The following is a 26,152-nucleotide window of genomic DNA, read 5'->3' as shown; positions in this document are numbered from 1 at the left end:
TACGGCAGCATTCATCGCAGCATAGGCAGTCATAGTCGGAGCATCGTTTGGCCACGGCGAAACCCAATGCAAGCGCGCAAGCCAGGAACACGGCGAAGTACGGCGACCTCAAGCGCCGGCTGATGTTCCTGGTGCTGGCCCTGATCGTGTACCGCATCGGCGCTCATATTCCGGTGCCCGGTATCGATCCGGAGCAGCTTGCGAAGCTTTTCCAGAGTCAGTCGGGTGGCATCCTCGGGATGTTCAACCTGTTCTCGGGCGGGGCGCTGTCGCGCTTTACCGTCTTCGCGCTCGGCATCATGCCGTACATCTCGGCGTCGATCATCATGCAGTTGCTGACGATCGTGCTGCCGCAGCTGGAGTCGCTGAAGAAGGAAGGGCAGGCAGGGCAGCGCAAGATCACGCAGTACACGCGCTACGGCACCGTGGTCCTGGCCACGTTCCAGGCGCTGTCGATCGCGGTCGCGCTGGAGTCGCAGCCGGGGCTGGTGCTGGATCCGGGCCTGATGTTCCGGGCCACGGCGGTGATCACGCTGGTGACCGGCACGATGTTCCTGATGTGGCTGGGTGAGCAGATCACCGAGCGGGGTCTGGGCAACGGCATCTCGATCATCATCTTCGGCGGTATCGCGGCGGGCCTGCCCAACGCGATCGGCGGACTGTTCGAACTGGTCCGCACGGGTTCCATGAGCATCATCGCGGCGATCTTCATCGTGGCGATCGTGATCGGTGTGACCTTCGCCGTGGTGTTCGTCGAGCGTGGCCAGCGCAAGATCCTGGTGAACTATGCCAAGCGTCAGGTCGGCAACAAGGTGTACGGCGGCCAGTCGTCGCACCTGCCGCTGAAGCTGAACATGGCAGGGGTGATTCCGCCGATCTTCGCATCGTCGATCATCCTGTTCCCGGCGACGATCGCGGGCTGGTTCACGTCTGACTCGACGGGCACGGTCGGCCGGTTCATCAAGGACCTGGCTGCCACGCTGTCGCCGGGCCAGCCGGTCTACATCCTGCTGTACGCTGCTGCGATTGTATTTTTCTGCTTCTTCTACACGGCCCTGGTGTACAACAGCCGTGAAGTGGCAGACAACCTGAAGAAAAGCGGTGCCTTCATTCCGGGCATTCGTCCGGGCGAGCAGACGACGCGCTATATCGACAAGATCCTGGTGCGTCTGACGTTGGCTGGTGCGATCTACATCACACTGGTCTGCCTGTTGCCGGAATTCCTGGTGCTGCGCTGGAACGTTCCGTTCTATTTTGGCGGAACCTCCCTGCTGATCATCGTGGTGGTCACGATGGACTTCATGGCCCAGGTTCAGTCCTATGTCATGTCGCAGCAGTATGAGTCGCTGCTGAAGAAGGCGAATTTCAAGGGCAATCTGACCTTGCGCTGACTTCGGATCGGTACAGGCTAGGTATGGCTAAAGACGACGTCATCCAGATGCAGGGCGAGGTCCTGGAAAACCTGCCCAATGCGACGTTCCGAGTCAAGCTGGAGAATGGCCATGTAGTGCTGGGCCATATCTCCGGCAAGATGAGAATGAACTACATCCGGATCCTTCCGGGTGACAAGGTGACGGTCGAACTGACCCCATATGATCTCTCGCGCGCACGAATCGTCTTCCGGACGAAGTGAGCGAACAGGAATTGAAGGAAGAGGAAAATTATGAAAGTGCTGGCTTCTGTTAAGCGCATTTGCCGCAACTGCAAAATCATCAAGCGCAACGGTGTCGTGCGCGTGATCTGCTCGTCGGATCCCCGCCACAAGCAACGCCAAGGCTAATCGGAAAGAGGATTGACGAATGGCACGTATCGCAGGGGTTAACATCCCGAACCACAAGCATACCGAAATCGGCCTGACGGCTATTTACGGTATCGGCCGCTCGCGCGCCCGCAAGATTTGCGAGGCCACCGGTGTACCGTTTGACAAGAAGGTCAAGGACCTGACCGACGCCGACCTGGAAAAGCTTCGTGACGAAGTGGGCAAGGTCACGGTCGAGGGTGACCTGCGTCGTGAAACCACGATGAACATCAAGCGTCTGATGGACCTTGGTTGCTATCGTGGCATGCGTCACCGCAAGGGCCTGCCGATGCGCGGCCAGCGTACGCGCACCAACGCCCGTACCCGCAAGGGTCCGCGCAAGGCCGGCGTGGCTCTGAAGAAGTAAAGCCGAAGGCAGAGGAAGAAACTAATGGCAAAAGGTCCGAATAACGCCGCTCGCGCGCGTAAGAAGGTCAAGAAGAACGTTGCCGACGGCATTGCGCACGTCCACGCTTCGTTCAACAACACCATCATCACGATCACCGATCGCCAGGGCAACGCCCTGTCGTGGGCGACCGCCGGTGGCCAGGGCTTCAAGGGTTCGCGCAAGTCGACCCCGTTCGCTGCCCAGGTTGCTGCCGAGAACGCCGGCCGCGTGGCGCAAGACCAGGGCATCAAGAACCTGGAAGTGCGTATCAAGGGCCCCGGCCCGGGTCGTGAATCGGCTGTCCGCGCGCTGAACGCGCTGGGCATCAAGATCGCGATCATCGAAGACGTCACGCCGATTCCGCACAACGGCTGCCGTCCGCCGAAGCGCCGCCGCATCTGATGCGTTGGCGTCCGAGCCCGGCGGGTTTACCTGCCGGTTTCGGATATGCTAGTATCGCGCGTTGACCTGCTGCATTTTTATGCGGCAGGTTTTCGTTTTGCGCCGCGTCAGTGCCGTAAAGGGCACATTATGATGCCGGCGTATTGGTAAATTGCTTGCAGCACGCCTCCCCAACGGGGCGCGCTTAATAAGCCCACCGTCCGTCACGGTCTGGCGTGTGCCCTGTTGCACCGCGCCGGCACTGCGTTGGCGGACTCACGGCGCGTCCTTAAGGCGCCGTGATCGATCAAAGGAAGACAACGTGGCACGTTATACCGGCCCGAAGGCCAAACTTTCCCGCCGTGAAGGCACCGACCTGTTCCTGAAGAGCTCGCGCCGCTCGCTGGCCGACAAGTGCAAGCTGGACAGCAAGCCGGGCCAGCATGGCCGCACCTCGGGTGCCCGCACCTCCGACTACGGCAACCAGCTGCGCGAAAAGCAGAAGGTCAAGCGCATCTACGGCGTGCTCGAGCGCCAGTTCCGCCGCTACTTCGCCGAAGCCGACCGCCGCAAGGGCAACACCGGCGAAAACCTGCTGCAACTGCTGGAATCGCGCCTGGACAACGTGGTGTACCGCATGGGCTTCGGCTCGACCCGCGCTGAAGCGCGCCAGCTGGTGTCGCACAAGGCGATCCTGGTGAACGGTCAGACCCTGAACGTGCCGTCGGCCCAGATCAAGTCGGGCGACGTCATCACCATCCGCGAGCAGTCGAAGAAGCAGGTCCGTATCGCCGAAGCGCTGTCGCTGGCCGAGCAGTCGGGCTTCCCGACCTGGGTCGCCGTGGATGCCAAGAAGTTCGAAGGCACCTTCAAGCAAGTCCCGGATCGCGCCGATATCTCGGGCGACATCAACGAAAGCCTGATCGTCGAACTGTACTCGCGTTAATCCGCGAGCAGCCGGCCCAGAGCTTGCGTTCGTCGCAAAGCTTCTCCTTCAGCCCGACGCGCTTCGCGCGCGTCGGGCTTCGCCCATCGTTACGATGGGATTTCCAGGTTCCAAACGTCAGCCTTATCGGTGTAACGAGCCGAGGGTATTGAAAAGGACAACCTAATGCAAACAGCACTCCTCAAGCCAAAAATCATCGCCGTCGAGCCTCTGGGCGACCATCACGCCAAAGTCGTGATGGAGCCGTTCGAGCGCGGCTACGGCCATACGCTCGGTAACGCCCTGCGTCGCGTGCTGCTGTCGTCGATGGTCGGTTATGCCCCGACCGAAGTCACGATCGCTGGGGTGGTCCACGAGTATTCCACCATCGACGGCGTGCAGGAAGACGTCGTCAACCTGCTGCTCAACCTGAAGGGCGTGGTGTTCAAGCTGCACAACCGCGACGAAGTCACGGTGTCGCTGCGCAAGGATGGCGAAGGCGTGGTCACGGCCGCCGATATCGAGCTGCCGCACGACGTCGAGATCATCAACCCGAACCACGTGATCGCCCATCTGTCGGCCGGCGGCAAGCTGGACATGCAGATCAAGGTCGAGCAAGGCCGCGGCTATGTGCCGGGCAACGTGCGCAAGTTCGGCGACGAATCCGGCAAGGTCATCGGCCGCATCGTGCTGGACGCCTCGTTCTCGCCGGTGCGCCGCGTGTCGTACGCGGTTGAATCCGCCCGCGTGGAGCAGCGTACCGACCTCGACAAGCTGGTGATGAACATCGAAACCGACGGCGTGATCTCGCCCGAGGAAGCGATCCGCCAGTCGGCCCGCATCCTGGTCGACCAGCTGTCCGTGTTCGCCGCGCTGGAAGGCACCGAGTCCGCCGCCGAGGCCGCTTCGAGCCGCACGCCGCAGATCGACCCGATCCTGCTGCGCCCGGTCGACGACCTGGAGCTGACGGTGCGTTCGGCCAACTGCCTGAAGGCCGAAAACATCTACTACATCGGCGACCTGATCCAGCGTACCGAGAACGAGCTGCTCAAGACCCCGAACCTGGGTCGCAAGTCGCTCAACGAGATCAAGGAAGTCCTCGCCTCGCGCGGCCTGACCCTCGGCATGAAGCTCGAGAACTGGCCGCCCGCAGGTCTGGAAAAGTAATTGTGGCGCGGGGCATCCGTCCCGCATCGCAGCAACCGCCCCGGCTGTGGCCGGGGCATGTATGACTACCGGCCCGCGTCCCGCCGCATCGGACGATAGAAGAGCTGGTCAAACACTTAACTGAAAGGAATCATCATGCGTCACCGTCATGGTCTGCGGAAACTGAACCGCACCTCGTCGCACCGTCTCGCGATGCTGCGCAACATGTCCAACTCGCTGTTCCAGCACGAGCTGATCAAGACCACCGTGCCCAAGGCCAAGGAACTGCGCAAGGTTGTCGAGCCGCTGATCACGCTGGCCAAGAAGGACACCGTTGCCAACCGCCGCCTGGCGTTCGCCCGCCTGCGCGACCGCGACATGGTCACCAAGCTGTTCACCGAGCTGGGCCCGCGCTACGCCACCCGTCCGGGCGGCTACACCCGCATCCTGAAGTTCGGCTTCCGTCAGGGCGACAACGCGCCGATGGCGCTGGTCGAGCTGGTGGATCGCCCGGAAATCACCGAAGCCCCGGCCAAAGAAGCCGCGGAATAAGTACGTTCCCTGCCCGCAGCCGTCGTGCGACGGTTCCGGGCGCACCGCTTACAATCGAGCCAGGCATCCGCCTGGCTCTTTTGTTTTGTGCGGGTCGGCGATGGCCGGCCGCGGGGGAGTGTCGATGCAAAGCCATACTGACCAATTTACCGGCCCGGACGAGGTGCTCGTCGCCATGACCAATGCTCCCGATGCCGACACCGCGGCGCGCTTGTCGCGGGCCGTGCTGGAGGCGCGCGCCGCCGCCTGCGTGAACCGTCTGGCGCCGGTCGAATCCGAGTACTGGTGGCAGGGCAAGCTCGAACGGGCGCAGGAATGGCCGCTGCTGATCAAGACCACGCGCGCACGCTACGCTGCGCTCGAGGCCGTGATCCGGCAACATCACCCCTATGAGGTGCCGGAGCTGCTCGCGTGGCCCGTGTCAGCGGGCTACGGGCCCTACCTGGAATGGGTTCGCGGCGAGACCGCCGGCGCCGCAGCAGGTACGGCAGCACCCCGGGATCAGAACAGACAGGAATCGGCTTCATGACTATCGGTTTGGCACGGCGGGCGGGCACGCCCGGGCAGATGTGGGCGCGGCATATTGCCGCAGCGCTGCTGGCGGCGCTGGCCTGGCTGTGCCTGGCGGGCAGCCTTCACGCCGCCACCGAGGACGACTTCCTGCCGCCGGAGCAAGCCTTTCGCTTTGCCGCCAGCCAGCCCGGCGACAAGACCATCGAGGTGCGCTTCGATGTGGCGCCGGGCTACTACATGTACCGCGAACGCTTCGCCTTCGCCGCCCAGCCGGCGGGCGTGAAACTGGGCTCGCCGGTCTATCCTCCGGGCAAGGTCAAGTTCGACGAGACCTTCGGCAAGGAGATGGAAACCTACCGCGACAGCGTGGTCATCCGCGTGCCGGTCGAGGCCGACCCCACCGACGGCAAATGGACGCTGACGGTGACTTCCCAGGGCTGCGCCGACAAGGGCCTGTGCTATCCGCCGATGGAAAGCGTCCACAAGGTGGGCGGCAGCGCCCTGGCCGACCTGTTCGGCAAGCGCGGCCGCAGCGATGCGCCCGCGGCCGCGCCGGCCCCGGCACCGGCAGCACCCGCCGTGCCGGGCGCGGCCGCGACCCTGCGCGCCGACGACAGCGACCGTATCGCCGGGGCGCTGGCGAGCCGCAACCTGGGCCTGATCGCCGCGCTGTTCTTCGGCCTGGGTCTGCTGCTGACCTTTACGCCCTGCGTGCTGCCGATGGTGCCGATCCTGTCATCGATCGTGGTCGGCGAGCACGTCACGCGCAGCCGCGCGCTGGTGGTGTCGCTGGCCTATGTGCTAGGCATGGCGGTGGTGTACACCGCGGTTGGCGTGGCCGCGGGGCTGCTGGGCGAGGGGCTGTCCGCCGCGTTGCAGAAGCCCTGGGTGCTCGGTGCCTTCGCCGCGCTGATGGTGGCGCTGGCGCTGTCGATGTTCGGCCTGTACGAGCTGCAGCTGCCGCAGCGCTGGCAGACCCGGCTCACGGAATCGTCCAACCGCCGCCAGGGCGGGCAAGTGGCCGGCGCCGCGGCGATGGGGGCGATCTCCGCGCTGATCGTCGGGCCGTGCGTGACGGCGCCGCTGGCGGGCGCGCTGGCCTATATCGCACAGAGCCGCGACGCGGTGACCGGCGGCGCCGCGCTGTTCGCGATGGCGCTGGGCATGGGCGTGCCGCTGGTGCTGGTCGGCGTGGGTGCAGGCAACCTGCTGCCGCGCGCCGGCCGCTGGATGGAGGTGACCAAGCGCTTCTTCGGCTTCCTGCTGCTGGGCGTGGCGCTGTGGATGCTGGGGCCGGTGCTGCCGGCGTGGGCCACGATGCTATTGCTGGCGGCACTGCTGCTGGTGGCGGCGGTGTTCCTTGGTGCCTTCGACGGACTGGGGCCTGATCCGCGCAACCTGGTGCGGGTGGGCAAGGGCGTGGGCATGCTGTTTGCCATCGCCGCCGCGATCGTGCTGATCGGCGTGGCCTCGGGCGGACGCGATCCGCTGCAGCCGCTGTCGCATTTGAGCGTAGCGCGCACTGGCGGCGAAAACGCCGGTGGTACGGAGGCGGTGCGTTTCGAGCGCGTGCGCAGCGTGGCCGAACTCGACGCCCGGGTGGCGCAGGCCGCCGCCGCGGGCAAGCCGGTGCTGCTGGATTTCTATGCCGACTGGTGCGTCAGCTGCAAGGAGATGGAGCGCATGACCTTCGTCGATCCGCGCGTGCGCGCGCGGCTGTCGGAGATCGTGCTGCTGCAGGCGGACGTGACCGCCAACAATGCCGACGACAAGGCCTTGCTCAAGCGCTTCGGGTTGTTCGGGCCCCCCGGCATCATCCTGTTCGGGCCGGACGGGCGCGAGCGCCCGGTGCGCGTGATCGGCTACCAGTCGGCCAACCGTTTCCTGGAAAGCCTGGAGCGCGCGTTCGGTACGCGCACGCGTACCTGAAGCGTACGCAGGGCGTACCCAGGCCTGCGGCTAGCGCTCGAGCTGCCGCGCCACGCCCCACAACGCCGCCAGTACCACCGCCACCGCGCCCATCAGGCCGATCGACCACCAGAAGCCCTGCGGCTCCTGCAGCCAGGGCATGCGCTCGAAGTTCATGCCGAACACGCCGGTGATCAGCGTCAGCGGCATGAACAGCGCCGTAATCAGCGTCAGCGCGCGCATGGTGCGGTTGGTCCGGTGCGCCACCGCCGAGAAGTGGATCTGCACCGCCGATTCGATCGAATCCTCAAGCCGGCGCGCATGCGCCAGCACCCGCTGGATATGCTCCATCACGTCGTTGATGCGCACCAGCAGCACCTCGTCGCGCCCCGGCGCGTTGGCCGCGCCGCCCGGCTGGTCGCTGCTGTAGCGGTTGTCCAGCAGGCTGTCGCGGAACTCCTGCAGCGCGTCGCGCTGCTCCTCGCTCAGGTGTTCCAGCTTGCGCAGCTGGATGCGCGCATCGAGCAGCCCTTCCCAGCTGGAGAAGCTGCGGCGCGAGTTCAGCAGCGCGCGCTGCCAGCGGTCGAGCTGGCGCGTCAGCGGCGCGCGCAGTTCCAGGTAGCGGTCGACCATGGCGTTGAGCAGCCGCAGCATCAGGTCCTCGGGCCGGCTCGGCGGACGGATGCCGTGCAGCAGCGACTGGCCGTTGCCACGCGCGGGCACGGCTTGCGGACGCGGCGCCTGGCACAGCTCGAGCAAACGCTGGCGCACCTGGTCGACGGTGCGCGACGGCCCCGAGCGCACCGTCACCAGCACGGTGTCGAACATGAAGAACGTGACCGGCTGGGTATCGATCTTGGCCAGTGCCGGCAGGAAGCCGGGCGCATAACGCTTCTGCCGGGCCGCTGCCTCGGCCGCGGGCGGCTTGGTGGTGCCAGCGGTGCCGGCGGCGTCTTGCGGCTCGGCCTCGGCGATGGCGCGGCTGGTTTCGAAGGTGAGCTTGCGGAAGATCACCATGTCGTACGCATGGGTCGTATCGAAGTACGACGGATGCGCCGCGTTGGTGGCGTCGGCGAGGTGCAGGTCGAGGATGGGCGCGCCGGCAAGCTGGCGCACCTGCTCGCGCCATGCGTCGGGCGCCGCGGTGACCTCTTCGGTGGAAAAATCCGCCCACACGAACAGCGACGCTGCATTGTCCGACAGAAAGTTGCCCGCCTCGGTGAGAGAGGCGAGCGGGTGAACCTGGCTCGCTGAAAACCCTAGCAGCTCCATGCGCAGTCGGTTCGGCCGTCAGGCCTTCAGCAGCCGCGCGGCGTCGCGCGCGAAATAGGTCAGGATGCCGTCGGCGCCGGCGCGGCGGAACGCCAGCAGCGATTCCATTATCACCTTGTCGTGGTCCAGCCAGCCGTTCTGCGCGGCCGCCTTGAGCATCGCGTACTCGCCGCTGACCTGGTACACGTAGGTCGGGAAGCGGAACTCGTCCTTGACCCGGCGCACGATATCCAGGTAAGGCATGCCGGGCTTGACCATCACCATGTCGGCGCCTTCCAGGATGTCCTGCGCCACTTCGCGCAGGGCCTCGTCGGTGTTGGCCGGGTCCATCTGGTAGGTCATCTTGTTGCCCTTGCCCAGGTTGGCGGCCGAGCCCACCGCGTCGCGGAACGGGCCGTAGAACGCCGACGCGTACTTGGCCGAGTACGCCATGATGCGGGTATGGATATGGCCGTTGTCTTCCAGCGCGGTGCGCACCGCGCCGATGCGGCCATCCATCATGTCGGACGGGGCCACGATGTCGACCCCGGCCTCGGCCTGCGCCAGCGCCTGGCGCACCAGGATCTCCACCGTCGCATCGTTGATCACGTAGCCGTTGTCGTCGAGCACGCCGTCCTGGCCGTGGCTGGTGTACGGGTCAAGCGCCACGTCGCACAGCACGCCCAGTTCGGGGAAGCGGTCCTTCAGCGCGCGCACGGCGCGCGGCACCAATCCGTCAGGGTTGATGGCCTCGATGCCGTCGGGCGTCTTCAGCGACGGGTCGATCACCGGGAACAGCGCGAGCACCGGGATGCCGAGCTTGACGCAGTCTTCGGCCACCGGCATCAGCAGGTCGACCGACACGCGCTCCACGCCGGGCATCGACGCGACGGCCTGGCGCTGGTTGTGGCCGTCGAGGATGAAGACCGGGTAGATCAGGTTGTCCGGGGACAGGCGATGCTCGCGCATCATGCGACGGGAGAAATCATCGCGGCGCATGCGGCGCGGGCGGAACTCGGGAAAGGTGGACATGGCGGCTTCTTGGCGGAAGAGGACGGAATGCAGGCCGGCAAGCGCGGCGCGCGCAGCGCCGTGCGGCTGGCCGAAGAAAAACTAAACTTTTGTGCGTGCCCGCCATCATACTCGCGGACACTTTGCGTTGCGCGCTGCGTGGCGCGGTGTCCCCCGCTACTCCTCCCTGAGCGGGTACCCGCCCCACCGGCGGGAAAGTTTGTCCCCGTTGCTTGCGACGGGGCTTTTTTTTGCGCGCCAGCTGCCGGATCACGCGGCCGGATCGGACGCGGGAGGTACGGCGGCGGGCGCGTTGTTCGCGGCGGCGGCCTCGCGTTGCAGCTTCTGCGCTTCGGGCAGGTTCAGCCAGCCGGCGATCACGCCCTGCGCCTCTTCGATGCCGCGGCGCTTGAGGCTGGAGAACAGCTGCGCCGTCATCGGCACCGGCGTTTCCAGCTGCTCGGCATAGCCTTGCAGCATCTTGCGGGTTTCGCGCAGCGCCTTGGCGTTTTCGCTGTTGGTGAGCTTGTCAGCCTTGGTCAGCAGCACGTGGATGGGCCGCCCGGTGGGCAGGAACCACTCGACCATCTGGCAATCGAGGTCCGTGAACGGCCGGCGCGCGTCCATCATCAGGATCAGGCCGGCCAGTTGCTGACGCGTCTGCACGTAATCGCTCAGCAGGCCCTGCCAGTGGTATTTGGCCGAGCCTGAGACCTCGGCATAGCCGTAGCCGGGCAGGTCGACCAGGAACGCCAGCGGATCGGGCGCCTTGACCGGCGCCACCGAGAAATAGTTGATGTGCTGGGTGCGCCCGGGCGTGCGCGACGAAAAGGCCAGCCGCTTCTGGTTGCACAGGATGTTGATGGCGGTGGACTTGCCCGCGTTGGAGCGCCCGGCGAACGCCACCTCGGGCACGGCCGTGGCGGGCAGGTCGCGCAGGTGGTTCACGGTGATGAAGAAGCGGGCCTGGTGAAGAAGGGACATGCGCTAGAGCAGTGGGGCGGGCCGCGCAGGCCACGCGCAGCGCGCGCCAGGGCCGGGGTTCCGCCAGGGTGGGATGGCTGCGGCCGCTGGCCGCCCGCCGGGGCTTGATCTGGCGCAGCCCGAAGCGGGCACGACAAGGCGCAAGGCATCAATCCGGCACATAACTTATTGTACAATACGCCGGTTTACGGTCTCCTGAGCGGGTGACGCGTGGCATCCATGCCGCGTGCCTCGGCTGCCGTCGTCCGGGCGGGAAGCCTAGTGTGTCGTTCCATCGTGGGCAGGGCCTTTGCCCCGCATCGCGCGCTGCACCGGACGGTGCGGCGTCGGCGGGAGCGGGCTGGCGGGGTCTGCCGCCACGGCCAGCGTTGCGCGGATCGGTCAGCCGCTCGCGGGTCGCCACGATTCCCAGCCTTTTGCACCGGCGCGTCCTCACCGCCGGCAAAGCGCCGGAGCGGCACGCATCACGGTATCCAAAACAATTCAGAGAAGGTGTGCGAATGAACCGCATTGCGAAGATTCTGGGTGTCCTGGCTCTGGCCGTTCCTGCCGCCGCCCTTTCCGGTCTGGCATCTGCCGCAGAGCAGGCCGCCGCGAAGGCGGACCCGGCCAAGGGTGAAACGCTGTACACGCAAGGTGCCCCCGATCGCAATGTGCCCGCCTGCCTGAGCTGCCACGGTGCCGCCGGCAACAGCGCGGCCGCCGCCAACCCCAAGCTGGCCGCGCAGCATCCCGAGTACGTCCACAAGCAGCTGGCCGACTTCAAGGCCAAGACCCGCAACAACGCGATCATGGTGCCGATGGCATCGGTGCTGACCGACGAGGAAATGCGCAACGTTGGCGCCTACCTCGCCAAGCAGTCGCTCAAGCCGGCCACCGCCAAGAACAAGGACAGCATCGAAGCCGGCCAGAAGATCTATCGCGCCGGCATCGCCGCCAAGGGCGTGCCGGCCTGCGCCGCCTGCCATGGCCCCGCCGGCGCAGGCATGCCGGCGCAGTATCCGCGCATCGGCGGCCAGTGGGCCGACTATACCGAGGCACAACTGGTGGCATTCCGCCAGGGCACCCGCAAGAACAACCCGGTCATGACGACCATCGCCGCCAAGATGTCGGATGCCGAGATCAAGGCGGTGGCGGACTACGTCGCCGGGGTTCGCTGACGATCCGGGATTCCGCGACGCTGGCGCCCACGCGCGCCGGCGCACCGGTTGAGCGGCCGCCGCCGGATGGCGCGGCAGCCATGCAACCGAACGCGCTTGTCACAATCGAAAAGGGTGGCCTGCTTGCCAAAGCATGTCCACCCTTTATTCATTTCCAGGCCGTACGCTGTTTTAGGTTTCACTGCACATGTCGACCGCTTCCACTTCAGGGCTGCACCTGAAGACCCCTCACCGCGTGCTGCGCGACGCGGTCGAATTGTTGTCCTCGATGCGCTTTGCGATCGCGCTGTTGACGGTGATCTCCATCGCCAGCGTGATCGGCACCGTGCTCAAGCAGAACGAGCCGTATCCCAACTACGTCAACCAGTTCGGCCCGTTCTGGGCCGAGGTGTTCCACACGCTGTCGCTGCAGAAGGTTTACGGGTCGTGGTGGTTCCTGCTGATCCTGGCCTTCCTGGTGGTGTCCACCAGCCTGTGCCTGGTGCGCAACGCGCCCAGGATGATCGCCGACATGCGCTCGTGGAAGGACCATGTGCGCGAGCGCAGCCTGCGCGCCTTCCATCATCGCGGCGAGTTCGACGGCGCCCGTCCGCGCACCGAGGCCGTCGGCCGGCTCACGGCGTTGCTGCGCAACCGCGGCTACCGCGTCAAGGCGGTCGAGCATGACGGCGCCACGCTGCTGGCGGCCAAGGCCGGCGCCGCCAACAAGGTCGGCTATATCCTGGCGCACACCGCCATCGTGGTGATCTGCATCGGCGGCCTGCTCGACGGCGACCTGCTGATCCGCGCGCAGATGTGGCTGGGCGACAAGACCCCGATCCGCGGCAACGCGGTGATCAGCGAGATCCCGCCGCAGCACCGGCTGTCGGTGAACAACCCGGGCTTCCGCGGCAACGCCTACGTGCCCGAGGGCTCGACCGTCTCCACGGCGATTCTCAATATTGCCGATGGAGCGCTGGTGCAGGACCTGCCGTTCGCGATCACGCTCAAGAAGTTCAAGGTCGACTTCTACGAGACCGGCATGCCCAAGCTGTTTGCCTCGGACGTGATCGTGACCGATCGCGCCACCGGCAAGCGCACCGAGGCCACCATCAAGGTGAACGAGCCGCTGATCGTCGACGGCATCGCCATCTACCAGTCCAGTTTCGAGGACGGCGGTTCGCGCCTGAAGTTCGTCGGCTACCCGATGCAGGGCAGCGGTCATGCCACCTTCACCATCGACGGCGCGGTGGGCGGCAACAAGCCGCTGGCCGCCACCGGCACCAGCGCGGACAGCGACGGACTGACGGTGGAGTTCAGCGACTTCCGGCTGATGAATATCGAGAACGTCACCGACGCCTCGGGCAAGCCCGACGCGCGCGGCGTGGCGCGCAAGTCCTTCAACGAAACGCTGGACAAGCATCTCGGCGCCGCGGCCAGCACCGACCGCGCCAAGACCCTGCGCAATGTCGGCCCGTCGGTGCAGTACAAGCTGCGCGACCGGACCGGGCAGGCGCGCGAGTACAACAACTACATGGTGCCGGTGCAGATGGACGGCCAGTCGGTGTTCCTGGCCGGCATGCGCGAGTCGCCCAGCGAGCAGTTCCGCTACCTGCGCATTCCCGCCGACGACCAGGGCAGCGTGGCCGACTGGATGCGCCTGCGTGCCGCGCTGCAGGACCGCGCGCTGCGCGGCGAGGCCGCGCGCCGCTTTGCGCTGGCATCGATGCCCGGCGACGACAAGGCCGAGCTGCGCCGGCAGCTGGCCGAAAGCGCGCTGCGCGCGCTCGACCTGTTCGCGGGGGCGACGCGCCCCACGCCGGACTCACCGCCGGGCGGCTTCACCGCCATCGCCGCCTTTCTGGAAAAATCGGTGCCGCCGGCCGAACAGCAGAAGGCGGCCGACGTGCTGCTGAAGATCCTGAACGGCTCGATGTGGGAGCTGTGGCAGCTCGCGCGCGCGCAGGACCGGCTGCCGGTGGTGGCCAACAGTGCCCAGAGCGGCGCCTTCCTGCAGCAGGCCATCAATGCGCTGTCGGATAGTTTTTTCTACGGCGCACCGGTGTTCCTGCAGCTCGACGACTTCCAGGAAATCAAGGCCAGCGTGTTCCAGCTGACCCGTGCGCCGGGCAAGAACATCGTGTATCTTGGCTGTCTGCTGCTGGTGCTGGGCGTGTTCGCGATGTTCTACATCCGCGAGCGCCGGGTCTGGGTCTGGGTGAAAGACAAGCCCGCCGACCCGTCGGCTACGGGCCACACCGGCGACGGCGATGCCGGCAGCCATGTGCTGATGGCGATGTCGACCCAGCGCCGCACCATGGATTTCGAAAAGGAATTCACGGCACTGCGCGACGACATCGGCCGCGCCGCAGGCGGCCGCAGCGCCGCCCACGAGCCCGCCGGCACTCCCCACTGAATCGAGCAGGTACGCTATGTCCTCTAATGTGAACCAGGCCGGTCCCGCCATGCGCGGCACCCCGGGCGCCGACACGGGCGCCGACGAGGCCTACCTCGAACCTTCCTTCCTGCGCCGCCTGAGCTGGGTGGACTGGCTGTTCGCGCTGGCGCTGGCCGCCGGTGCCGGCGTGGCGCTGGCGCAATACGGGCAATGGATGGACGGCTACGACAAGGCCGTGCTGATCGGCGCCGTGCCCACCTTCGCGCTGCTCGGCTGGCACTGGAAGCCGGTGCGCCCGCTGATGTTAGCGCTGGCGGTGCTGTCGCTGTTCGCGATCCAGCTCTACCAGGGCCAGCTCGCGCGCGCCGACCAGGCCTTCTTCCTCAAGTACTTCCTGTCGAGCCAGTCGGCCATCCTGTGGATGAGCGCGCTGGTGTTCCTGTCGACGCTGTTCTACTGGGTCGGGCTGGCCACGCGCTCGGGCACCGGCTACAGCCTCGGCAGCAAGCTGTGCTGGGCGGCAGTGGTACTCGGCTTTGTCGGCATGCTGGTGCGCTGGTACGAGTCCTACCTGCTCGGCGCCGACATCGGCCACATTCCGATCTCGAACTTGTACGAAGTCTTCGTGCTGTTCACGCTGATCACCTCGCTGTTCTACCTGTACTACGAAGGCCGCTACGCCACGCGCGCGCTGGGCCCGTTCGTGATGCTGGTGGTGTCGGCCGCGGTGGGCTTCCTGCTGTGGTACACGGTCAGCCGCAATGCGCAGGAGATCCAGCCGCTGGTGCCGGCGCTGCAAAGCTGGTGGATGAAGATCCATGTGCCGGCCAACTTTATCGGCTACGGCACCTTTGCGCTGGCAGCGATGGTCGCGGTGGCCTACCTGCTCAAGCAGCGCGGCGTCCTGGCCGAGCGCCTGCCGTCGCTGGAGCTGCTCGACGACGTGATGTACAAGGCGATCGCGGTCGGCTTTGCCTTCTTCACCATCGCCACCATCCTCGGTGCGCTGTGGGCGGCCGAAGCCTGGGGCGGCTACTGGAGCTGGGACCCGAAGGAAACCTGGGCGCTGATCGTCTGGCTGAACTACGCGGCCTGGCTGCATATGCGGCTGATGAAGGGGCTGCGCGGCACGGTGGCGGCCTGGTGGGCGCTGGTCGGCCTGCTGGTGACGACCTTTGCCTTTCTCGGCGTCAACATGTTCCTGTCGGGGCTGCACAGCTACGGCGAACTGTGACACGCGCATGCTGCAATGCAAAAGACCTGCCTTCGGGCAGGTTTTTTTTCGACTTTTTTCAATTTTTTTGGCCGCTGCGGGAATAAAGAGATCACATCCAGTGTTTACTGGAGGGACGGTGCCGGCTGGCGGCACCGAATTGCATGGAGAACAAGATCATGGCAAGTCTGCGTCGTAACGCTGCTGCATCCCTGGTTCGTCCCGGCGCGCTCGCGCTCGGCTGCGCGGCCGTTCTGCTCGCCGGTTGTGCCGGCATGGGCATGGGCGGCGGCAGCGCCGGCAATCTGCCGCCCACGGTGAAGGTGACCGATGGCGTGCTGACCGATCCGCAGGGCCTGACGCTGTACACCTTTGACCGCGATACCGCCGGCAGCGGCAAGAGCGCCTGTAACGGCCCCTGCGCCACCAACTGGCCGCCGCTGATGGCGGCTCCGGGCACCAGCGGTTCGGGCCAGTACACCATCATCACGCGGGATGATGGCAGCAAGCAGTGGGCCTACCGCGGCCTGCCGCTGTACCGCTTCGCCAAGGATGCCAAGCCGGGCGACCGCACCGGCGACAACGTCAACAACGTCTGGCACGTGGCCAAGCCCTGACGCGGCGGCAGCCACCCCCAGTGCCACCACAACCACCACAGCCACCCCGGTATGGAAGGGTTTGACGGCCAGCTCGTTGCGCTGGCGCCGCGGCTGCGGCGCCATGCGCGCGGCCTCACCGGCGACGCGGCGCTGGCCGACGACCTGGTGCAGGACACGCTCGAGCGCGCGCTGCGCTACCGCTGGCGCTTCCGCCTGCGCCCCGGCGCGTGGTGGGGCGACGGCGCCGATGGCCTGCTGCCATGGCTGCTGACGCTGATGCACCGGCTGCGCCTGAACGCGTTGCGCCGCAAGGACCTGGTGGTGGCCACCGATACCCTGCCCGAGGTCAGCGGCCCCGCCGAAGACCCGGGCCTGCGCCGCGACCTGTCGCAGGCGCTGGCGCAGCTGCCCGAGCCGCAGCGCGCGGTGCTGCTGCTGGTCAGCCTGGAACAATTGACCTACGCCGAGGCCGCGCGCGTGCTCGACATCCCGCCAGGCACGGTGATGTCGCGGCTGGCGCGGGCACGCGAACAGATGCGACGGCTGCTCGACGGCGCGGCGCCGGCCCGAACCCCCACGGCGGCCAATGCGCTGCAACGGGTGAAATGATGGCGGGCATCCACGAAGCCGATCTCCACGCCTATGCCGATGGCCAGCTCGCCGGCGCGCGCCGCGCAGCCGTCGAGGCCTACCTGGCGCAGCACCCGGACGCGGCGGCACAGGTTGCCGCCTGGCGCCGGCAGGCCGAGGCGCTGCACCGCGCGCTCGACCCGGTACTCAACGAACCGGTGCCCCTGGCGGCCTTGCCGCCGGGTCTGCACGGCGACCAGGGGCGCACCCGCGTCCGCGACGCCCGGCGCGATGGCGCCCGTCCCTGGCCGCGCTGGACCATGGCCGTGGCGGCCACATGCGCATCGGTCGCGCTGCTGGCCGTCGGCGGTACGCTGGGCTGGCTGGCGCACGACCGCCTTGGCGGCAGCACGCTGGTGCTGGCACCGGGCGAGCGCTTTGCGCGCGAGGCGCTCGCCACGCACGCGGTCTACGCCCCGGAGATGCGCCACCCCGTGGAAGTCGCCGCGACCGAAGAGGCCCACCTGGTCGCCTGGCTGTCCCGCCGCCTGGGCACGGCGCTGCAGGTGCCCGACCTGCGCGCGCAGGGCTTCCACCTGATCGGCGGCCGGCTGGGCGTGGCCGAGGGCGGCCCGTCGGCGATCCTGATGTATGAAGCCGACGACGGCACGCGCCTGTCGCTGCAGCTGCGGCGCATGGCGCAGGGGACGCCCGATACCGGCTTCCGCGTCGAGCGCATGACAGGCGAGGGCGCGCGGCGGCGAACGCCGGGCCGCGACCCGATGATGGCGTTCTACTGGATCGACCGCGACCTGGGCTTTGCGCTGGCGGGGCCGCTGGAACGCGCCCGGTTGCTGACCCTGGCGCAAGTGGTGTACCAGCAATACCAGGGCGGATAACGCACCGGCACCGCGCTTGCGGCACATGGCCGGCGCACCAGGTTTGCGTCAATTCGACGCCATCACAAAAAACTGTCAGGACTGGCCCGCACTCCACGACCAAGCCCGGAGTCCAATCCTGCAAGCACGCGGCGCCGCCGGCGCCGGCACGACCAGGCAATCGAGGAAAACCATGCTGATTCCTTCCCCCAAATGGCTGCGCGGCGGCAACATTGCCGCCAGCGAGATCACGCCGCGCCATGTCTTCGAAGCACGCCGCCGCATGCTGGCGCTCGCTGCCGCCGGTGCCGCCGGCAGCACGCTGGCGCCGTGGTTCGCGCGCCAGGCCTTCGCCCAGGGGCAGCATGGCGCCCGGCTGCCCGCCACGCCCAACAACGCCTACGTCATCACCGAGAAGCGCACGCCGTACGAAGAGGTGACCACCTACAACAATTTCTACGAGTTCGGCACCGACAAGTCCGACCCGGCGCGCCACGCCGGCTCGCTGCGTCCGCGTCCGTGGCAGGTGGCGGTCGAGGGGCTGGTGAAGAAGCCGAAGGTCTATGACCTGGACGAGCTGACCAAACTGGCGCCGATGGAGGAGCGCGTCTACCGGCTGCGCTGTGTCGAGGGCTGGTCGATGGTGATCCCCTGGATCGGCTATCCGCTGGCCGAGCTGATCCGCCGCGTCGAGCCGCAGCCGGGGGCAAAGTACGTGCAGTTCATCACGCTGGCCGACAAGAAGCAGATGCCCGGCCTCAGCAGCGGCGTGCTCGACTGGCCGTACAGCGAGGGCCTGCGCATGGACGAGGCCATGCACCCGCTGGCGTTGCTGACCTTCGGCCTGTACGGCGAGGTGCTGCCCAACCAGAACGGCGCGCCGGTGCGCATGGTGCTGCCGTGGAAGTACGGCTTCAAGAGTGCCAAGTCGATCGTAAGGATCCGCTTTGTCGACAAGCAGCCGCCGACCAGCTGGAACCTGGCCGCGCCGCAGGAATACGGCTTCTACTCGAACGTGAACCCGGACGTCGACCATCCGCGCTGGAGCCAGGCCACCGAGCGCCGCATCGGCGAAGAGCGGGGCAGCGGCTTCGGCGCGCTGTTCGCGCCCAAGCGCAAGACCCTGCCGTTCAATGGCTATGGCCAGCAGGTGGCGGCGCTGTACCAGGGCATGGACCTGAAGAAGTTCTTCTGAAGCAAGGCGAGCGCATGGCAACCTCTTCCCCCACCGCCGCGGCCGCCGTGCGCAAGCCGGCAGGCCTGGCAACGCTGTCGCCGCAGCGGGTGCGCGCGCTCAAGCTCGTGCTGTGGCTGCTGGCGCTGCTGCCGTTCGTGCGGCTGCTGTACCTGGGCGCGACCGAACAGTACGGCGCCAACCCGCTCGAATTCGTCACGCGTTCGACCGGCACCTGGACCCTGGTGATGCTGTGCCTGACGCTTGCGATCACGCCGCTGCGCCGCCTGACCGGCTGGAACTGGCTGATCCGGATGCGGCGGATGCTGGGTTTGTTCGCGTTTTTCTATGGCCTGCAGCACTTCCTGCTATGGATCGGGGTCGACCGCGGCTTCGATCTGGCCTACATGATCAAGGACGTGTACAAGCGGCCCTTCATCACGGTCGGCTTTACCGCCTTCATGCTGATGGTGCCGCTGGCGCTGACCTCGACCAACGGCATGGTGCGCCGCCTCGGCGGCAAGCGCTGGCAGGCGCTGCACCGGCTGGTCTATGCCATTGCCGTGCTGGCGATCCTGCACTACTGGTGGCACAAGGCGGGCAAGAACGACTTCGGCGAGGTGTCGATCTATGCCGCGGTGGTGTTGGTGCTGCTGGGGATGCGGCTGTGGTGGCGGCTGCGCAAGCCGGCCGCGGGGACGCGCCAGCCCGCCGCATAAGCAGCGGCGGGCCGGGCCGGCGGGAATCAGTCCTGCAGCAGGCGCTCGTCGCGGAACAGGTCTTCGACCAGCTCGCGCTCGCGCACCAGGTGCACCTTGCCGCCGTCGACCATCACTTCGGCGGCGCGCGGGCGGGTGTTGTAGTTGGAACTCATGGTGAAGCCGTAGGCGCCGGCCGACATCACGGCCAGCAGGTCACCCGGTTGCACCGCCAGCGCGCGGTCGCGGCCGAGCCAGTCGCCCGATTCGCACACCGGGCCGACGATGTCGTAGGTCACCGCCGCGCCATCGCGCAGCGCCACCGGCTCGATGCGGTGGTAGGCCTCGTACATGGCCGGGCGCGCCAGGTCGTTCATGGCCGCGTCGACGATGCAGAAGTTCTTGGCCACGCCCGGCTTGAGGAATTCCACCTGCGTCAGCAGCACGCCGGCGTTGCCCACCAGCGAGCGGCCCGGCTCGAACAGCACCTCGCGATGGCCATGGCCGCGCGCGGCAACGCGCTCCAGCAGCGTGGTGGCGAAGCCAGTGATGTCCGGCGGGGTCTCGTCGGTGTAGGTGATGCCCAGGCCGCCGCCCACGTCGATGTGCTCCAGGCTGATGCCTTCGCGCTCGAGCGCCTCGACCACGTCAAGCACCTTGTCCAGTGCTTCCAGGTAGGGCTCGACCTCGGTGATCTGCGAACCGATATGGCAGTCGATGCCGGTCACCGCCAGGTGCGGCAGCGCGGCGGCGGCGCGGTAGGTCGGCAGCACGTCTTCGAAGGCGATGCCGAACTTGTTGCCCTTCAGGCCGGTGGAGATATAGGGATGGGTCTTGGCGTCGACGTCGGGGTTGATGCGCAGCGACACGCGCGCCCGCTTGCCGACGCGGCCGGCCACTTCGTTCAGGCGGTCCAGCTCGGGGATCGACTCGACGTTGAAGCAGCGCACGTCCTGCGCCAGCGCCAGTTCCATTTCGGCCGCGCTCTTGCCCACGCCCGAGAACACCACCTTGCGGGGATCGCCGCCGGCGGCCAGCACGCGCTTGAGCTCGCCGCCCGAGACGATGTCGAAACCCGCGCCGAGGCGGGCGAACACCTGCAGCACCGCCAGGTTGGAGTTGGCCTTCATCGCGTACTGGACCTGTGCCTTGCGGCCCGCGCAGGCGGCGGCGTAGGCCTGGTACGCGGCGGTCAGCGCCGCACGCGAATAGACATAGGTCGGCGTGCCGAACTCGGCGGCGATACGCGCCAGCGGCACCTGCTCGACGGTGAGCGCGCCGTCCTGGCGATGGAAAAATGCGGTCATGGTTATCGGGTGGTGGGGGCGGCGGGGGACGATGCCGGTGCCGGCGTGGTCGCTGCAGGCGGCACGGCATCGGCACGGCCCAGGCCCGGGTCCGGCACGGTCGGCGGGGCCGGCTCTGGCGGCACCTTGGGCAGGGTCAGCGGCCCGCGGATACCGCATCCGCCCAGCAGGGGCATCGCAAGGGCGGCGGCAAACGCCGATACAATCGCAACACGACGCAGCATCGGGTCGTCCTTTTGGCTTGTTGGCAAGGCGTTGGATGACCCGGCGCGATGGCCGGTCATCCTGAGGATTCTTAACAAAAAAAGCCGTTCGCGCCACGTACGCCCGGTCCGGGCAGCGGCGGCAACGGCGGTCTCGGAGTTTAGCATGCCCCCCTTGAGCGAAAGCGAGTTCCTGGCCCTGGCCACGCGCGAGCTGGACCGCATCGAAGCCGCGGTCGAGGCGGCCGCCGACGCGGCCGACGCTGACATTGAAATCAGCCGCACCGGCAACGTGATGGAGCTGGAATTCGAGAACGGTTCCAAGATCATCATCAACAGCCAGGCGCCGATGCAGGAACTGTGGGTGGCCGCGCGCGCGGGCGGCTTCCACTTCCGCCGCGAGGGCGAGCGCTGGGTCGATACCCGCAACGGCGGCGAACTGTACGCGGCGCTGTCGGGCTACGTCAGCGAGCAGGCGGGCGCCAGTCTCAGCCTGCACTGACCCCGGCATCTCCGGGGCGGACCCCGGAGCGCAAAAAAGAAAAGCCGGCCTCGCGGCCGGCTTTCTGCTGTCTGGCGAGCGCGCTCAGGCGCCGCCGAACATCTCCAGGATCTTGCGTTTCTCGGACTCGGTATCGACCGACGGGGTGGTGGATTCTTCCGGCTTGCCCGGCCACGGATCGCCCAGGCCCACCGAGGCCACGCCGGCACCGCCGGCGTTCTCTTCGAAGGTCCAGTCGCCGCCCACCATCAGCACGCCTTCGGGCGCTGGCCGTTCCGGAGACTCCGGCACGCCCTTGAGCGCCTTGCTCATGTAGCCGACCCAGATCGGCAGCGCCAGGCCGCCGCCGGTCTCGCGCACGCCCAGGCTCTTGGGCTGGTCGTAGCCCATCCAGGCGATCGCCACCAGGTTGGGGGTGTAGCCGGCGAACCAGGCATCGACCGCGTCGTTGGTGGTGCCGGTCTTGCCGGCCAGGTCGTTGCGGCCCAGGCGCTGCTTGGCGCTGTTGGCGGTGCCGTAGCGCACCACGTCGCGCAGCATGGTGTCCGCGATAAAGGCCGTGCGCGCGTCGAGCACGCGCACGGCGTCGGTGCCGGCGCGTTGCGGATGGGTTTCAGAGATCACGTTGCCGCGCGCATCGACCACCTTCTGGATCAGGTAAGGGTTGACGCGGTAGCCGCCGTTGGCAAATACCGAATAGGCGCCGGCCATCTGCAGCGGCGTCACCGCACCCGAGCCCAGCGCCATCGGCAGGTAGGCCGGGTGCTTGTCGGCCTCGAAGCCGAAGCGGGTGATGTAGTCCTGCGCATACTGCGTGCCGATCGCTCGCAGGATCCGCACCGAGACCAGGTTCTTGGACTTGGCCAGCGCGCGGCGCATGGTCATCGGGCCCTCGAAGCGGCCGTCGTAGTTCTTCGGTTCCCACACCTGGCCACCGGTATCGGGACCGATCGTCAGCGGCGCGTCGTTGATCACCGTGGCCGGCGAGAAGCCCTTTTCCAGCGCCGCCGAGTAGATGAACGGCTTGAAGCTGGAGCCGGGCTGGCGCCAGGCCTGGGTCACGCGGTTGAACTTGTTGCGGTTGAAATCGAAGCCGCCCACCATCGAGCGGATCTCGCCATCCTGCGGGTTGATCGACACGAACGCCGCGGCCACTTCCGGCAGCTGCGTCACCGACCAGTTGTTTTTCTCGTCCTGCGTCACGCGGATCACCGCGCCCGGGCGCATCTTCATCTTGGGCTGCGCGTTGGCCGACAGCGACGGCGCGATAAAGCGCAGCGCCGCGCCTTCGATGGTCGCGACTTCGCCGGACAGCAGCGTCGCCTTGACCTGCTTGGGCGACACGCTGGTGACCACGGCCGAGCGCAGGTCGCCGCTGCCCGGGTGCTCGACCAGCGCATCGTCGATGGCCTGCTCTCGCTCGGCCGGGTCGGAAGGCAGGTCGATAAAGGCCTCGGGACCGCGGTAGCCGTGCTTGCGCTCGTAGTTCATGATGCCGGTGCGCACGGCTTCATAGGCGGCGTCCTGGTCGGTCTTGGTCAGCGTGGTGTAGACCGTCAGGCCGCGCGTGTAGGTCTCCTCGCGGTACTGCGCGTACATCAGCTGGCGCACGATCTCGGCGACGTATTCGGCGTGGGTCGAAAACTCGTTGCCTTCGGTGCGCACCTTCAGCTCGGCCTGCGCGGCCTCGTCGTACTGTTCGGGCGTGATGTAGCGCAGGTCGCGCATGCGCTGCAGGATGTACTCCTGGCGCACCTTGGCGCGGCGCGGGTTGACCACCGGGTTGTACGCCGACGGCGCCTTCGGCAGCCCGGCCAGCATCGCCGCCTCGGCCGGCGTCACATCGCGCACCGACTTGCCGAAGTACACGCGCGCGGCGCTGTCGAAGCCGTAGGCGCGCTGGCCCAGGTAGATCTGGTTCATGTACAGCTCGAGGATCTGGTCCTTGCTCAGGTTGGCCTCGATCTTGTACGCGAGCAGCATCTCGTAGATCTTGCGGGTGTAGGTCTTCTCGCTGGACAGGAAGAAATTGCGGGCCACCTGCATGGTGATGGTCGAGGCGCCCTGCGACAGCCCGCCGCGCAGGTTGGCCAGGCCGGCACGCATCACGCCGACGAAGTCGACACCCCCGTGCTCGTAGAAGCGGTCGTCCTCGATCGCCAGCACTGCCTTTTTCATCACGTCCGGAATCTCGGCGATGGGCACGAAGTTGCGCCGCTCCTCGCCAAATTCACCGATCAGCACATTGTCCGCGGTGTAGATCCGCAGCGGAATCTTGGGCCGGTAGTCGGTGATGGTGTCCAGCGAAGGCAGGTTGGGCGCGGCCACCAGCAGCGCGTAGCCCAGCAGCAGCGCAATCACGACGGCACCGGCGACAACCAGTCCCACCGCCCAGAACATGAGCCGCGTCCAGATCGAACTGCGGGCAGGGTGGGGCGGCTTGTGTTGTGCTGTGGCCATAAGGGAAATACCTAGTCAGGGGTGCCCGCGATTATATCTTCCGGCATCGGCCCGCCCGGGCGCACAGTGGCGGGGGCGCCGCTATCGCGCTGTTACAAGATGTAAGGCCACGGATGCCGGCGTGCAGGGCGACGTTGGGGGCGACTACGGGGGAAGCGCGCGGCACAGGCAGGCATGGAAGGGAACCCGACGACCGTGGGGTTTTGGCAACGGATTGATGAGGGCCTTCTCAAAAACAAGTTCGCCCCAGTTCGGCACGTTGCCACCAATGCTGGATTTTGTGAGAATCGGCCAACATAAAAAGCACACGTTTCATTCAAGAAACTAGGCTCGTCCGATTAGAGCGTTCAAGCCAGGGGCGAGTTCAAAAGTCAGGGGGTCACCTTGCGTCGGGGCATTTTGTCGGGGCTTCTGCGCCGGACTACGGTCGGCGTGGATATCGGGTCGTCCAGTGTCAAGGTAGTCGAGCTCTCCGTGGGGAGCAGCAGGCAAGACTACCGGCTGGAAAAATGCGCCAGCGAACTGCTGGACCGCAATGCCGTTGCCGATGGCAACGTCATCAATATCGAGGCAGTCGGGATCGCGCTCAGGCGCGCGCTCGGCAAGGCCGGCATCCGCTCCAAGGACGTGGTGCTGGGCGTGCCCTCCATGCTGACCGAATCGCAGACGGTCAGCCTGCCGGACAACCTGTCCGAAGACGAGCTCTATTCCCAGGTCGAATCCGAGGCGCACCGGCTCTATCCGCCGTCGCAGGCGGTCAACTTCGATTTCGCCGTGATCGGCCCCAGCGAGACCGAGGGCGGCATTGGCGTGCGCGTTACCGCGGCCAACAGCGATCGCGTGCAAGAGCGCGTGACCGCGGCGGAAATGGCCGGCCTCAAGCCGCAGGTGATGGACGTCGAGGAATACGCGGTGCAGCGCTCGATCGTGCAGATGCTGGGCGTGCCGCAAGAGATGTCCGAGGCCGACGCGCGCGCGCTGCCGGTGGTGGCGGTGGTCCACCTGGGCGGCAGCCGCTCCAAGGCCATCTTCTACCAGGGCTGGAAAGAACTCTACGAACAGCCGCTGAACAGCTACGGCGACCAGCTTACCCAAAGCGCCGCGCGCATGTTCACGCTCGACGCGCTCAAGGCCGAGATCAAGAAGCGCAAGAACACGCTGCCCGAGGCCTGGCGCGCCCAGTTGCTCAAGCCATCGCTCGATGCCCTCGCCATGGAAGTGCAGTCCGCGATCGGCAACTTCATCGCCAGTTCCAGCCTGGGCCGGGTCGACGAGATCCTGCTGTCGGGCGGGCATGCATCGCTGTTCGGCGTGCAGGCGGCAATCCAGCACCAGACCAAGATCACCACCACGCTGGCGAATCCGTTCGCCAACATGGCGACCAACGCCAAGGTCAACGAGCGCTACCTGCAGCGCGACCTGCCGGCGTATATCGTCAGTGCCGGCCTGGCCCTGCGCGGCCTGCAATAACGTACCGGAGGCATGAGATGTCAACGAACACACTGCCTTCGGTCAACCTGCTGCCCTACCATGAAGCCCGCAAGGCGGCGCGGCGCAAGAAGGTCTACACCATGCTGGGCGCGGCGGCCGCGGCGGGCGCGGCGGTGGTGCTGCTGGGCGGCGTCTATATCGACGGGCGCATCGCGTCCGTGGTGGCGCTCAACCAGGTGCTGAGCGCGGAAAACGCCCGGCTTGACGGGCAGATCCGCGAAGTCAACACGCTGAAGAAAGACATCGACGCGCTGCTGCAGCGCCAGAAGGCCGTCGAAAGCCTGCAGACCGAGCGCAACCGCCCGGTGCAGCTGCTCGAGGAACTGGTGCGGCAGGTGCCGGAAGGCGTCTACCTGACCAGCCTGAAGCAGGCCGGCGAGGCCTTCACCATTGCCGGCGTGGCGCAGTCCAACGAACGCATTTCCGAGCTGCTGCGCAACCTGGGCGGGGTGGCCTGGCTCGACAAGGCCGAGCTGGTCGAGTCCAAGGCGGTCACCATGACCAACAACCTGCGCGAGCAGCGCCGGCTGTTCGATTTCTCGATGCGCTTCGCGTACCGCGCGCCGGAGGTCCCGGCCGACGGCAAGAAGGCTGCCGCGGGCGCTTCGGCCCCTGCCGCCGTACCTGTCCCCGCCCCCGCACCCGCGGGCGGAAAGGCCTGAC

Annotated in this window: 27 protein-coding genes; 21 read left to right on the top strand and 6 right to left on the bottom strand. The window is 66.9% G+C overall.

Annotated elements, in window-relative coordinates; genetic code table 11:
* The first annotated feature begins 47 nt into the window (after positions 1-47).
* The 10 genes from secY to dsbD all read left to right on the top strand — a co-directional run bounded on the left by secY (position 48) and on the right by dsbD (position 7,632).
* Entirely contained in the window at positions 48-1,391 is a 1,344-nt protein-coding gene (gene secY, locus CBM2588_RS16230; RefSeq protein WP_062801963.1) for a preprotein translocase subunit SecY, read from the top strand.
* A 23-nt stretch (positions 1,392-1,414) separates the two neighbouring features.
* Positions 1,415-1,633, top strand: a complete 219-nt coding sequence (gene infA / locus CBM2588_RS16225; protein ID WP_010812378.1) for a translation initiation factor IF-1 — start codon at positions 1,415-1,417, stop codon at positions 1,631-1,633.
* A gap of 30 nt (positions 1,634-1,663) precedes the next feature.
* Positions 1,664-1,780 (top strand): 50S ribosomal protein L36, encoded by a 117-nt coding sequence (gene rpmJ / locus CBM2588_RS16220; RefSeq protein ID WP_008642959.1) that lies wholly within the window; start codon positions 1,664-1,666, stop codon positions 1,778-1,780.
* 19 nt (positions 1,781-1,799) lie between these two features.
* On the top strand, positions 1,800-2,165 hold the full coding sequence (rpsM, locus tag CBM2588_RS16215) for a 30S ribosomal protein S13 (RefSeq protein WP_008642961.1): 366 nt from the start codon (positions 1,800-1,802) through the stop codon (positions 2,163-2,165).
* A gap of 24 nt (positions 2,166-2,189) precedes the next feature.
* On the top strand, positions 2,190-2,588 hold the full coding sequence (gene rpsK, locus CBM2588_RS16210) for a 30S ribosomal protein S11 (protein WP_010812376.1): 399 nt from the start codon (positions 2,190-2,192) through the stop codon (positions 2,586-2,588).
* 301 nt (positions 2,589-2,889) lie between these two features.
* Positions 2,890-3,513, top strand: coding sequence for a 30S ribosomal protein S4 (gene rpsD, locus CBM2588_RS16205; protein WP_012354133.1), 624 nt, complete (start codon positions 2,890-2,892; stop codon positions 3,511-3,513).
* 165 nt (positions 3,514-3,678) lie between these two features.
* Positions 3,679-4,659: a DNA-directed RNA polymerase subunit alpha gene (locus tag CBM2588_RS16200; protein ID WP_010812374.1), complete on the top strand. Its 981-nt coding sequence runs from the start codon at positions 3,679-3,681 to the stop codon at positions 4,657-4,659.
* 135 nt (positions 4,660-4,794) lie between these two features.
* Positions 4,795-5,190 carry a 50S ribosomal protein L17 gene (gene rplQ, locus CBM2588_RS16195; RefSeq protein ID WP_115681330.1) on the top strand — a complete coding sequence of 132 codons (396 nt, stop codon included), beginning with the start codon at positions 4,795-4,797 and terminating at the stop codon, positions 5,188-5,190.
* 124 nt (positions 5,191-5,314) lie between these two features.
* On the top strand, positions 5,315-5,719 hold the full coding sequence (gene cutA / locus CBM2588_RS16190) for a divalent-cation tolerance protein CutA (protein ID WP_115681329.1): 405 nt from the start codon (positions 5,315-5,317) through the stop codon (positions 5,717-5,719).
* Positions 5,716-7,632, top strand: a complete 1,917-nt coding sequence (gene dsbD, locus CBM2588_RS16185; RefSeq protein ID WP_115681328.1) for a protein-disulfide reductase DsbD — start codon at positions 5,716-5,718, stop codon at positions 7,630-7,632. Before cutA ends, dsbD begins: the two co-directional genes overlap by 4 nt.
* A 30-nt stretch (positions 7,633-7,662) precedes the next feature.
* Here the strand turns inward: dsbD and CBM2588_RS16180 are convergent, their stop codons facing one another.
* From CBM2588_RS16180 to yihA, 3 genes are all read right to left on the bottom strand, one after another.
* On the bottom strand, positions 7,663-8,883 hold the full coding sequence (locus CBM2588_RS16180) for a magnesium transporter CorA family protein (RefSeq protein ID WP_115681327.1): 1,221 nt from the start codon (positions 8,881-8,883) through the stop codon (positions 7,663-7,665).
* A gap of 18 nt (positions 8,884-8,901) precedes the next feature.
* A complete protein-coding gene (gene hemB / locus CBM2588_RS16175; RefSeq protein ID WP_172583598.1) occupies positions 8,902-9,894 on the bottom strand; it encodes a porphobilinogen synthase in 993 nt (330 codons plus the stop codon).
* 249 nt (positions 9,895-10,143) lie between these two features.
* Positions 10,144-10,857, bottom strand: a complete 714-nt coding sequence (yihA, locus tag CBM2588_RS16170) for a ribosome biogenesis GTP-binding protein YihA/YsxC (protein ID WP_115681325.1) — start codon at positions 10,855-10,857, stop codon at positions 10,144-10,146.
* 500 nt (positions 10,858-11,357) lie between these two features.
* Here yihA and CBM2588_RS16165 point away from each other — a divergent pair, with 500 nt between their 5' ends.
* From CBM2588_RS16165 to msrQ, 8 genes are all read left to right on the top strand, one after another.
* Positions 11,358-12,017, top strand: a complete 660-nt coding sequence (locus CBM2588_RS16165) for a c-type cytochrome (RefSeq protein WP_115681324.1) — start codon at positions 11,358-11,360, stop codon at positions 12,015-12,017.
* A 187-nt stretch (positions 12,018-12,204) separates the two neighbouring features.
* The gene (locus tag CBM2588_RS16160; protein WP_115681323.1) at positions 12,205-14,412 is read left to right on the top strand and encodes a cytochrome c biogenesis protein ResB; all 2,208 of its coding nucleotides are present in this window, start codon (positions 12,205-12,207) and stop codon (positions 14,410-14,412) included.
* A gap of 49 nt (positions 14,413-14,461) precedes the next feature.
* Positions 14,462-15,628: a c-type cytochrome biogenesis protein CcsB gene (ccsB, locus tag CBM2588_RS16155; RefSeq protein WP_115681512.1), complete on the top strand. Its 1,167-nt coding sequence runs from the start codon at positions 14,462-14,464 to the stop codon at positions 15,626-15,628.
* Between the two features lie 158 nt (positions 15,629-15,786).
* The gene (locus CBM2588_RS16150) at positions 15,787-16,224 is read left to right on the top strand and encodes a COG4315 family predicted lipoprotein (protein ID WP_115681511.1); all 438 of its coding nucleotides are present in this window, start codon (positions 15,787-15,789) and stop codon (positions 16,222-16,224) included.
* A 51-nt stretch (positions 16,225-16,275) separates the two neighbouring features.
* The gene (locus tag CBM2588_RS16145) at positions 16,276-16,815 is read left to right on the top strand and encodes an RNA polymerase sigma factor (protein WP_115681322.1); all 540 of its coding nucleotides are present in this window, start codon (positions 16,276-16,278) and stop codon (positions 16,813-16,815) included.
* A complete protein-coding gene (locus CBM2588_RS16140) occupies positions 16,812-17,675 on the top strand; it encodes an anti-sigma factor family protein (RefSeq protein WP_115681321.1) in 864 nt (287 codons plus the stop codon). The genes CBM2588_RS16145 and CBM2588_RS16140 overlap by 4 nt, the downstream gene beginning before the upstream one ends.
* Positions 17,676-17,847: 172 nt before the next feature.
* A complete protein-coding gene (msrP, locus tag CBM2588_RS16135; protein WP_115681320.1) occupies positions 17,848-18,849 on the top strand; it encodes a protein-methionine-sulfoxide reductase catalytic subunit MsrP in 1,002 nt (333 codons plus the stop codon).
* Positions 18,850-18,863: 14 nt separating this feature from the next.
* On the top strand, positions 18,864-19,547 hold the full coding sequence (gene msrQ, locus CBM2588_RS16130) for a protein-methionine-sulfoxide reductase heme-binding subunit MsrQ (RefSeq protein ID WP_115681319.1): 684 nt from the start codon (positions 18,864-18,866) through the stop codon (positions 19,545-19,547).
* A gap of 26 nt (positions 19,548-19,573) precedes the next feature.
* Here the strand turns inward: msrQ and lysA are convergent, their stop codons facing one another.
* Positions 19,574-20,833, bottom strand: coding sequence for a diaminopimelate decarboxylase (gene lysA, locus CBM2588_RS16125; RefSeq protein WP_115681318.1), 1,260 nt, complete (start codon positions 20,831-20,833; stop codon positions 19,574-19,576).
* 2 nt (positions 20,834-20,835) lie between these two features.
* Positions 20,836-21,057: a hypothetical protein gene (locus CBM2588_RS16120; protein WP_115681510.1), complete on the bottom strand. Its 222-nt coding sequence runs from the start codon at positions 21,055-21,057 to the stop codon at positions 20,836-20,838.
* Positions 21,058-21,202: 145 nt separating this feature from the next.
* Between CBM2588_RS16120 and cyaY the strand changes: the two genes are divergently transcribed.
* Complete coding sequence (gene cyaY, locus CBM2588_RS16115) at positions 21,203-21,538, top strand: iron donor protein CyaY (protein ID WP_062801950.1); 336 nt, start codon at positions 21,203-21,205, stop codon at positions 21,536-21,538.
* Positions 21,539-21,622: 84 nt separating this feature from the next.
* On the opposite strand, the gene CBM2588_RS16110 is transcribed toward cyaY, so the two are convergent.
* Positions 21,623-23,998: a penicillin-binding protein 1A gene (locus CBM2588_RS16110; protein ID WP_115681317.1), complete on the bottom strand. Its 2,376-nt coding sequence runs from the start codon at positions 23,996-23,998 to the stop codon at positions 21,623-21,625.
* Between the two features lie 399 nt (positions 23,999-24,397).
* On the opposite strand from CBM2588_RS16110, the gene pilM reads away from it, so the two are divergent.
* Both pilM and CBM2588_RS16100 read left to right on the top strand, forming a co-directional pair.
* Positions 24,398-25,468: a type IV pilus assembly protein PilM gene (gene pilM / locus CBM2588_RS16105; protein WP_172583622.1), complete on the top strand. Its 1,071-nt coding sequence runs from the start codon at positions 24,398-24,400 to the stop codon at positions 25,466-25,468.
* A gap of 17 nt (positions 25,469-25,485) precedes the next feature.
* Positions 25,486-26,151, top strand: coding sequence for a PilN domain-containing protein (locus tag CBM2588_RS16100; protein WP_115681315.1), 666 nt, complete (start codon positions 25,486-25,488; stop codon positions 26,149-26,151).
* Position 26,152: the final 1 nt, after the last annotated feature.

The sequence above is a fragment of the Cupriavidus taiwanensis genome (genome assembly GCF_900250075.1).
Taxonomy (GTDB): domain Bacteria; phylum Pseudomonadota; class Gammaproteobacteria; order Burkholderiales; family Burkholderiaceae; genus Cupriavidus; species Cupriavidus taiwanensis_C.
The sequence above is the reverse complement of the archived record's forward strand: the minus strand, read 5'-3'. Positions and strand labels throughout refer to the sequence as shown.

Bases quoted from the DNA above. Each gene is read 5' to 3' on its own strand.
- infA (WP_010812378.1), top strand. From the start codon at position 1,415: ATGGCTAAAGACGACGTCATCCAGATGCAGGGCGAGGTCCTGGAAAAC.
- rpmJ (WP_008642959.1), top strand. From the start codon at position 1,664: ATGAAAGTGCTGGCTTCTGTTAAGCGCATTTGCCGCAACTGCAAAATC.
- rpsM (WP_008642961.1), top strand. From the start codon at position 1,800: ATGGCACGTATCGCAGGGGTTAACATCCCGAACCACAAGCATACCGAA.
- rpsK (WP_010812376.1), top strand. From the start codon at position 2,190: ATGGCAAAAGGTCCGAATAACGCCGCTCGCGCGCGTAAGAAGGTCAAG.
- CBM2588_RS16200 (WP_010812374.1), top strand. From the start codon at position 3,679: ATGCAAACAGCACTCCTCAAGCCAAAAATCATCGCCGTCGAGCCTCTG.
- rplQ (WP_115681330.1), top strand. From the start codon at position 4,795: ATGCGTCACCGTCATGGTCTGCGGAAACTGAACCGCACCTCGTCGCAC.
- cutA (WP_115681329.1), top strand. From the start codon at position 5,315: ATGCAAAGCCATACTGACCAATTTACCGGCCCGGACGAGGTGCTCGTC.
- dsbD (WP_115681328.1), top strand. From the start codon at position 5,716: ATGACTATCGGTTTGGCACGGCGGGCGGGCACGCCCGGGCAGATGTGG.
- CBM2588_RS16180 (WP_115681327.1), bottom strand. From the start codon at position 8,883: ATGGAGCTGCTAGGGTTTTCAGCGAGCCAGGTTCACCCGCTCGCCTCT.
- hemB (WP_172583598.1), bottom strand. From the start codon at position 9,894: ATGTCCACCTTTCCCGAGTTCCGCCCGCGCCGCATGCGCCGCGATGAT.
- yihA (WP_115681325.1), bottom strand. From the start codon at position 10,857: ATGTCCCTTCTTCACCAGGCCCGCTTCTTCATCACCGTGAACCACCTG.
- CBM2588_RS16165 (WP_115681324.1), top strand. From the start codon at position 11,358: ATGAACCGCATTGCGAAGATTCTGGGTGTCCTGGCTCTGGCCGTTCCT.
- CBM2588_RS16160 (WP_115681323.1), top strand. From the start codon at position 12,205: ATGTCGACCGCTTCCACTTCAGGGCTGCACCTGAAGACCCCTCACCGC.
- ccsB (WP_115681512.1), top strand. From the start codon at position 14,462: ATGCGCGGCACCCCGGGCGCCGACACGGGCGCCGACGAGGCCTACCTC.
- CBM2588_RS16150 (WP_115681511.1), top strand. From the start codon at position 15,787: ATGGCAAGTCTGCGTCGTAACGCTGCTGCATCCCTGGTTCGTCCCGGC.
- CBM2588_RS16145 (WP_115681322.1), top strand. From the start codon at position 16,276: ATGGAAGGGTTTGACGGCCAGCTCGTTGCGCTGGCGCCGCGGCTGCGG.
- CBM2588_RS16140 (WP_115681321.1), top strand. From the start codon at position 16,812: ATGATGGCGGGCATCCACGAAGCCGATCTCCACGCCTATGCCGATGGC.
- msrP (WP_115681320.1), top strand. From the start codon at position 17,848: ATGCTGATTCCTTCCCCCAAATGGCTGCGCGGCGGCAACATTGCCGCC.
- msrQ (WP_115681319.1), top strand. From the start codon at position 18,864: ATGGCAACCTCTTCCCCCACCGCCGCGGCCGCCGTGCGCAAGCCGGCA.
- lysA (WP_115681318.1), bottom strand. From the start codon at position 20,833: ATGACCGCATTTTTCCATCGCCAGGACGGCGCGCTCACCGTCGAGCAG.
- CBM2588_RS16120 (WP_115681510.1), bottom strand. From the start codon at position 21,057: ATGCTGCGTCGTGTTGCGATTGTATCGGCGTTTGCCGCCGCCCTTGCG.
- cyaY (WP_062801950.1), top strand. From the start codon at position 21,203: ATGCCCCCCTTGAGCGAAAGCGAGTTCCTGGCCCTGGCCACGCGCGAG.
- CBM2588_RS16110 (WP_115681317.1), bottom strand. From the start codon at position 23,998: ATGGCCACAGCACAACACAAGCCGCCCCACCCTGCCCGCAGTTCGATC.
- CBM2588_RS16100 (WP_115681315.1), top strand. From the start codon at position 25,486: ATGTCAACGAACACACTGCCTTCGGTCAACCTGCTGCCCTACCATGAA.